Annotated in this window: 6 protein-coding genes and 1 pseudogene; 5 read left to right on the forward strand and 2 right to left on the reverse strand. The window is 74.3% G+C overall.

The annotated features are described in order from the left end of the window. Positions 1–170 (reverse strand): annotated as a pseudogene (locus ACFY4A_RS32090) (methylmalonyl-CoA carboxyltransferase); the annotation flags it as partial. A 111-nt stretch (positions 171–281) separates the two neighbouring features. On the opposite strand from ACFY4A_RS32090, the gene ACFY4A_RS32095 reads away from it, so the two are divergent. Further along, on the forward strand, positions 282–1,166 hold the full coding sequence (locus tag ACFY4A_RS32095; RefSeq protein ID WP_390832829.1) for a biotin--[acetyl-CoA-carboxylase] ligase: 885 nt from the start codon (positions 282–284) through the stop codon (positions 1,164–1,166). 116 nt (positions 1,167–1,282) lie between these two features. Further along, positions 1,283–2,443, forward strand: coding sequence for an adenylate/guanylate cyclase domain-containing protein (locus ACFY4A_RS32100; protein ID WP_390832830.1), 1,161 nt, complete (start codon positions 1,283–1,285; stop codon positions 2,441–2,443). Positions 2,444–2,458: 15 nt separating this feature from the next. On the opposite strand, the gene ACFY4A_RS32105 is transcribed toward ACFY4A_RS32100, so the two are convergent. Then, positions 2,459–3,154 (reverse strand): hypothetical protein, encoded by a 696-nt coding sequence (locus tag ACFY4A_RS32105; protein ID WP_390832831.1) that lies wholly within the window; start codon positions 3,152–3,154, stop codon positions 2,459–2,461. Positions 3,155–3,380: 226 nt separating this feature from the next. On the opposite strand from ACFY4A_RS32105, the gene ACFY4A_RS32110 reads away from it, so the two are divergent. The 3 genes from ACFY4A_RS32110 (at position 3,381) to hutH (ending at position 7,288) form a co-directional block, all read left to right on the forward strand. After that, positions 3,381–4,175: an enoyl-CoA hydratase/isomerase family protein gene (locus ACFY4A_RS32110; RefSeq protein ID WP_390832832.1), complete on the forward strand. Its 795-nt coding sequence runs from the start codon at positions 3,381–3,383 to the stop codon at positions 4,173–4,175. Positions 4,176–4,501: 326 nt separating this feature from the next. Continuing rightward, on the forward strand, positions 4,502–5,653 hold the full coding sequence (locus ACFY4A_RS32115) for a diguanylate cyclase domain-containing protein (RefSeq protein WP_390832833.1): 1,152 nt from the start codon (positions 4,502–4,504) through the stop codon (positions 5,651–5,653). A 96-nt stretch (positions 5,654–5,749) separates the two neighbouring features. Beyond that, positions 5,750–7,288, forward strand: coding sequence for a histidine ammonia-lyase (gene hutH, locus ACFY4A_RS32120; RefSeq protein ID WP_390832895.1), 1,539 nt, complete (start codon positions 5,750–5,752; stop codon positions 7,286–7,288). Positions 7,289–7,397: the final 109 nt, after the last annotated feature.

Below are 7,397 nucleotides of genomic sequence, written 5' to 3' on the forward strand. Positions count from 1 at the left end.
AGAAGCAGTTCGATCCGCTCACGGGCCGTCAGCTTCCCCTTGGCGTGCTGCTTCTCCACGGCGCGCTCGGAGCCGGCGTGCGTCGCCGCCAGGACGCGGCGCTGCAGATCCGCGATCTTGCCCGCGGTCGTGTGAATGTCGATCTCTTGGCGCTCTTCCGGCTCGGACATCGGGATCGCGGCTCCCTGCCTGCTCACAAGGGGGGACGGTTACTCATCCGTAGCGTAGTAGGGGGCCCGCCGTTCGGCAGTGCGGCGTTCCCCACACCTAGGGTGGCTTGCATGACGCCGCGAGATGCAGCAGACGACAACCCCGAGAACGTGCCGCACGGCAGCCGCTGGTCCGACCTGGACCGCCCGCCCCTGAACGCCGGGGCCCTGCGGCGCGGGCTGGTCCGGGCGGACGGACTGTGGTCCGAGGTGGACGTGGTGCAGAGCACCGGCTCCACGAACACGGACCTGGTGGCCCGGGCCGCCGCCGGGCAGGCGGCCGAGGGGACTGTCCTGATCGCCGAGGAGCAGACCTCCGCCCGGGGCCGCCTGGACCGCCGGTGGACGGCTCCGCCCCGCTCCGGCCTGTTCTTCTCGGCGCTGCTGCGGCCCAGCGAGGTGCCGGTGGCCCGCTGGGGCTGGCTGCCGCTGCTCACCGGGGTCGCGGTGGCCACGGGCCTGTCCCGGGCCGCCGGGGTCGACACGGCGCTGAAGTGGCCGAACGACCTGCTGGTGACCGTCGGCGGTGAGGAACGCAAGGCCGGCGGCATCCTGGCCGAGCGGGCCGGCGAGGACGCCGTGGTCATCGGCGTCGGCGTCAACGTCACGCTGCGGCAGGACGAGCTCCCGGTCCCGCAGGCCGGCTCCCTCGCCCTCGCCGGAGCCGTGAGCACCGATCGCGACCCGCTGCTGCGGTCGGTCCTGCGCTCCCTGGAGGACTGGTACGGCCGATGGCGGGCGGTGGGAGGCGACGCGGCCGCGAGCGGTCTGCAGGAGACGTACGCGGCGGGCTGCGCGACGCTCGGGCGGGTGGTCCGGGCGGAACTGCCGGGCGACCGGTCGGTGGTCGGGGAGGCGGTCGCGGTGGACGGCGACGGCCGTCTGGTCATCGCCACGGAGCAGGGAGTGCAGGAGCCGGTCGGCGCGGGCGACATCGTGCACCTGCGTCCCGTGTGAATCAGTGCCGGTCAGCTCCCCCCTCGGCGCGACCTGACGGAGTGAGCTGGCGCACACCTGCCGTAGAGTTGAGGCCGGTCGATACCTGACCGTGGCAGATCGGAAGGGCAGCAGGCGTGACCGTCGACGACACGGGCTCCGGCGCGGACGCGGACGGCCGGGAGGAGCCTCCGCCATTGTCCTCGCTCGAGCAGGGGGACTCCGACGCCGCCGATTCCGGCGGACACCCTCTCGCGCTGCGTCTCGAACAGCTCATCCTGGGCGCGGAGCGGCGCTACACGCCGTTCCAGGCGGCCCGCAGCGCCGGCGTCTCCATGGAGCTGGCCTCCCGCTTCTGGCGGGCCATGGGCTTCGCCGACATAGGCCAGGCCAAGGCGCTCACGGAGGCCGATGTGCTGGCCCTGCGGCGGCTCGCGGGTCTGGTCGAGGCGGGGCTGCTCAGCGAGGCCATGGCCGTGCAGGTGGCCCGGTCCACCGGGCAGACCACCGCCCGTCTGGCCGAATGGCAGATGGACTCCTTCCTGGAGGGCCTGACCGAGCCGCCCGAGCCCGGCATGACCCGCACCGAGGTGACGTACCCGATCGTCGAGCTGCTGCTGCCCGAGCTGGAGGAGTTCCTGGTCTATGTCTGGCGCCGCCAGCTCGCCGCCTCGGCCGGCCGGGTCGTGCAGGCCGCCGACGACGAGGAGATGGTCGACCGGCGGCTGGCCGTGGGCTTCGCGGACCTCGTCGGCTTCACCCGGCTGACCCGCCGCATGGAGGAGGAGGAGCTCGGCGAGCTCGTCGAGGCGTTCGAGACGACTTCGGCCGACCTCGTGGCCGCGCGCGGTGGCCGGCTCATCAAGACGCTCGGCGACGAGGTGCTGTACGCCGCCGACGACGCCGGCACGGCGGCGGACATCGCGCTGCGGCTGGTCGAGACGATGGCCCACGACGAGACGATGCCGGAGCTGCGTGTGGGCATGGCGTTCGGCACGGTGACCACTCGTATGGGCGATGTGTTCGGCACGACCGTCAACCTCGCGTCCCGGCTCACCTCGATAGCTCCGCGTGATGCCGTCCTGGTGGACAGCGCCTTCGCCGAGGAGCTGATCCGCACCGGGGACGCCCCGGCGTCCGAGGCGGAGGCGGCCGAGGCCGCGGCGGCCGCGGAGAAGGAGGGCGAGGAGCCGCCGGTGTACCGGTTCGCCCTCCAGCCGATGTGGCAGCGCCCGGTGCGCGGTCTGGGCGTGGTCGAGCCCTGGCTGCTCACCCGGCGGAACGACGGGACCTCGTAACCGGCGGTCGCGGCCTCAGCGGCCGGGACCGGCCTCGGCGCCGACGCACAGCCCGATGATCGGCAGGCACAGGCCGCCCCCGCCGGAGGGCGGGGCCGGGGGCTGCGTACTCCGGCTCGGGGTCGGTGCGGGGCGCGGAGCCGTGGCCGTGGTGGCGGGCGGGCGTGGTGCGTCGGTGGGGCCCGGGTGCTCCGGCGGGTCCGTGTCCTCCGAGGGCGCCGTGGGAACGGTCGTGGTCTCCGGGAGCGCCGAGGGCTCCGCGGTGGCCGCCGCGGACGGGGGCGCCGTCGGTGCGGAGCTTCCGTCCGGGACCGGTGCGGCGCTCACCCCGCCCAGGGCGACGGTCGCCGAGGGCGCGGCCGCCGGGCCGGCCCCGGTCGTGGCGGAGGTTCCGGCGGGGGTTCCGGCGGAGCGGCCGGAGCCGTGGCCCGGGGCCGCGTGGGGCTCGGCCTCGGCGGTGCCCAGGCCGCCCAGGCCGGACTCGGGCGCCAGCCGTACGAGGCTCAGCACCCCGGCGGCCACCGCGAGCCCTCCTGCGGCCAGCAGCGCCTTGCGGGGCCGGCGCCTGCGGTGCCGTCCACGGGCACGGGGGCCCCAGGGCCGCGTCTGCACGGCGGCGGTCTCCTCCGCCGTGACGTCGGCCCCTATGCCCGTGTGGTCGTCGTTGTCGTTGTCGTCGTCCTGGCGGACTGTGGCCGTGTGCGTCGTCATCGCCGTCCTCCCCGATGCGCTCGCGCCCCCCGATGCGCCATGGCGGACGCACGTTATGCGCTCTCCTGGGGGTTCGGTGGGAGTTGGACGGAGATGTCACTCGAACGAGGTGCCGGGTCTCGACAACGGGGCCGCGCTGGTGTTCCGTCCGGCCTTTCCCCGCGCGGGAGCGGCTGCGATGATCGAGGCTGGTTTCTTGTTAACCCGCGTTAACCAGGAGGATGTCATGAGCGAGGAGCGGTTCGGCGAGTTCGTGCTGGTGCGGCGGCACGAGTACGTCGCGGAGCTCGTCCTGGACCGGCCCAAGGCGATGAACGCCGTGTCCACGGACATGGCCCGGTCGATCGCCGCCGCGTGTGCGGCGCTCGCCGCCGACCGGGACGCGCGCGTGGTCGTCCTGACGTCCTCGCACGAGCGGGCGTTCTGCGTCGGGGCCGACCTGAAGGAGCGCAACTCCTTCAGCGACGCCGACCTGGTGCGCCAGCGCCCGGTCGCGCGCGGGGCGTACACCGGCGTACTGGAACTGCCCATGCCGACGATCGCCGCGGTGCACGGGTTCGCGCTCGGCGGCGGCTTCGAGCTGGCCCTGTCCTGCGATGTGATCGTGGCCGACCGTACGGCCGTGGTGGGGCTGCCGGAGGTGTCGGTGGGGGTGATCCCCGGCGGCGGCGGTACGCAGTTGCTGCCCCGGCGGGTGGGGGCGGCGCGGGCGGCCGAGCTGATCTTCACGGCACGTCGACTGGAGGGGCCGGAGGCGGCTGAGCTGGGCCTCGTGGATCATCTGGTGGACGAGGGCCGTGACCGCGAGGAGGCGCTTGAGCTGGCCTCCCGGATGGCGGCGAACTCGCCGGTCGGGCTGCGCGCCGCCAAGCGCGCGCTGCGACTCGGGCACGGCCTCGACCTGCGGGCCGGCCTGGAGGTCGAGGACGCGGCCTGGCGCTCGGTCGCCTTCTCGGCGGACCGCGCGGAGGGAGTAGCAGCCTTCAACGAGAAGCGCCCCCCGCACTGGCCGGGAGAGTAGCCACCCCCTGGTCGGAGTGGTGGGTGCCCGGCGCTGGGCCGGGATCCGGGAGTCCCGCGGCTGCGGGGAGGCGTGTTGTGTGCTGATCGGGAGGGGTGGGTGGGGCCGCTTGGTCCGGATGTCCTGCGGCTCCGTGCCTGTCGTTGGCCGTGGCCGCCGGGCCGTGTGGCCGCGATGTGGGTCCGGTGACCCGGGGGCCGTGGGGCGAATGTGGGCTTCGGTGATCCGGGGACACGAGATCCCGTGAGGGGTCCGCTGACCGTCCGCGGCGCGCTTTTACGTGGGCCAATGTCTCGATTCAACCGAAACATCCCTAGCCTGGGGTGATGGGCGAGAACAGGCGGCTGGCGGCCGTCGTGGCGTTGGCGCAGGGGATGGCCGCGGCGCAGACCTCGCGTGAGTCGTGGCGGGCGGCGGCGCTCGGCGCGTGCCGGGCGCTGGAGGGGAGCTTCGCCGCGCTCTCGGCCTGGGAGCGCGAGCGCGGCCGGCTGCGGGTCCTGGTGAACGTGGGGGACCGGGCACCGGAAGAGGAGGAGTTCCCCGAGGACGAGGCCTACCCGGTGCACCAGTTCCCGGAGATCACCGAGTTCCTGCACGAGCGGTGGGCCTCGGGCGGTGAACCCGACGCCTGGGTGGAGACCTCCGAGGGTGCGGCCGCGGGCCACCCCGGCTACAGCCACCAGCGGGTCGCCGCGCTGCGCCGGCGCGGGCGCGGCTGCTGCGTGGTCGCGCCGATCGTGCAGCACGGACGCGCCTGGGGCGAGCTCTACGTCGCCCGTCCGCTCGGCCTCCCCCTCTTCGGCCGGTCCGACGCCGACTTCGCCACCGTGCTGGCCGCAGTGGTCGCCGCCGGGCTCGCCCAGAGCGAGCGGTTGGAGGAGGCCCGCAGGCTGGCGTTCACGGACGCGCTGACCGGGCTCGCCAACCGCCGTGCCGTCGACGTGATGCTCGACGAGGCGATCGAGCGGCACCGCGTAGACGGGGTCGCCGTCAGCCTCGTCGTCTGCGACCTCAACGGGCTCAAGCAGGTCAACGACACCCTCGGCCACGCCGTCGGCGACCGGCTCCTGGAACGGTTCGGCTCCGTGCTGTCGCTGTGCGGCGCGATGGTGCCGGGCGCCCTCGTGGCACGGCTCGGCGGCGACGAGTTCTGCCTGGTCGCGGTGGGACCCCCGGCCGACGAGGTGATCAAGGCGGCCGACGAGCTGTGCCGGCGCGCGGCCGAGCTGGAGCTGGGCGAGGGCGTCGCCTGCGGGGTGGCCTCGACCGAGCACGCGATCGGGCCGGTGCCGTCGGCCCGGCGGTTGTTCCGGCTCGCCGACGCCGCCCAGTACCGGGCGAAGGCGCTGCGCGCGGACCGGCCCGTGGTCGCGGGCCGGGAGGGGGCGCAGGACCCGGTCGTCCGCCTCGCCGACGCGCCCCCGCCCGTACCGGAGGCCCTGGTGGAGCGGCGCCGCTTCCGGGGCCGCAGGCCCTGAGCGGCGCCGGGAATCGCGGCCGCGAGTTGTAAGAGTCACTCCCGGCGTCCACTAGTGACATCTTCACATTCACTGCGTACGCTCCTGAATATGGATATGCATACTGTGGTGGTGGGGACGTCGGGGGTCACCACGTCCGACGTTCTCGCGGTGGCGCGCGGCGGCGCCCGCATCGAGCTCTCCGACGAGGCGGTGGCGGCCCTCGCGGCGGCCCGGGAGATCGTGGACGCGCTGGCGGCCAAGCCCGAACCCGTCTACGGCGTCAGCACCGGCTTCGGCGCCCTGGCGACCCGGCACATCAGCCAGGAGCTGCGCACCCAGCTCCAGCGCAACATCGTCCGCTCGCACGCCGCCGGCATGGGCCCGAGGGTCGAGAGCGAGGTCGTGCGGGCGCTGATGTTCCTGCGGCTGAAGACCGTGTGCTCCGGGCATACCGGCGTGCGCCCCGAGGTCGCGCAGACCATGGCCGACGTGCTCAACGCCGGCATCACCCCGGTCGTGCACGAGTACGGCTCCCTCGGCTGCTCCGGCGACCTCGCCCCGCTGTCCCACTGCGCCCTCACCCTCATGGGAGAGGGCGACGCGGAGGGCCCCGACGGGGTCGTACGCCCCGCCGCCGAGCTGCTCGCCGAGCACGGCATCCGGCCCGTCGAGCTGCGCGAGAAGGAGGGCCTGGCCCTCCTCAACGGCACCGACGGCATGCTCGGCATGCTGATCATGGCCCTCGCCGACCTCGACACCCTGTACAAGTCCGCCGACATCACCGCCGCCCTCAGCCTGGAGGCGCTGCTCGGCACGGACAAGGTCCTCGCACCCGAGCTGCACGCCATCCGCCCGCACCCGGGACAGGGCGCGTCCGCCGCCAACATGCTGGCCGTGCTCAAGGGCTCCGGCCTCACCGGGCACCACCAGGACGACGCTCCCCGCGTCCAGGACGCCTACTCGGTGCGCTGCGCCCCGCAGGTCGCCGGCGCCGGCCGCGACACCCTCGCGCACGCCCGCCTGGTCGCCGAGCGCGAACTGGCCTCCGCGGTGGACAACCCCGTCGTCCTGCCCGACGGCCGGGTGGAGTCCAACGGCAACTTCCACGGAGCCCCGGTCGCCTACGCGCTGGACTTCCTCGCCATCGCCGCAGCCGACCTCGGCTCGATCGCCGAGCGCCGTACCGACCGGCTGCTCGACAAGAACCGCAGCCACGGCCTGCCGCCGTTCCTCGCCGACGACGCGGGCGTCGACTCGGGCCTGATGATCGCCCAGTACACGCAGGCCGCGCTGGTCAGCGAGATGAAGCGGCTCGCCGTGCCGGCGTCCGCCGACTCCATCCCGTCCTCCGCCATGCAGGAGGACCACGTCTCCATGGGCTGGTCGGCGGCGCGCAAGCTGCGGACGGCCGTCGGCAACCTGACCCGGATCATCGCGATCGAGCTGTACGCCGCCGCGCGCGCCGTCGAGCTGCGCGAGGGCCTCACCCCGGCACCGGCGAGCCGCGCGGTCATCGACGCGGCGCGCGAGGCGGGAGTGCAGGGACCGGGCCCGGACCGCTTCCTCGCGCCCGACCTCGCCGCAGCGGACGCCTTCGTGCGGGACGGCCGGCTCCTCGCGGCGGCCGAGACCGTCACCGGCCCGCTGCTGTAGGACGGCGGGCCGGGGCCCAAGTCGGGGGAGCGCCGGGCGGGTTCAGAAGCCGAGGCGCTCCCGGCGCATGGAGTAGACCACGAAACCGGCGCCCAGTATGAGGAGTGCG

It is taken from the genome of Streptomyces sp. NPDC001292 (assembly GCF_042896465.1).
In the GTDB taxonomy this organism is placed as follows: Bacteria; Actinomycetota; Actinomycetes; order Streptomycetales; family Streptomycetaceae; genus Streptomyces.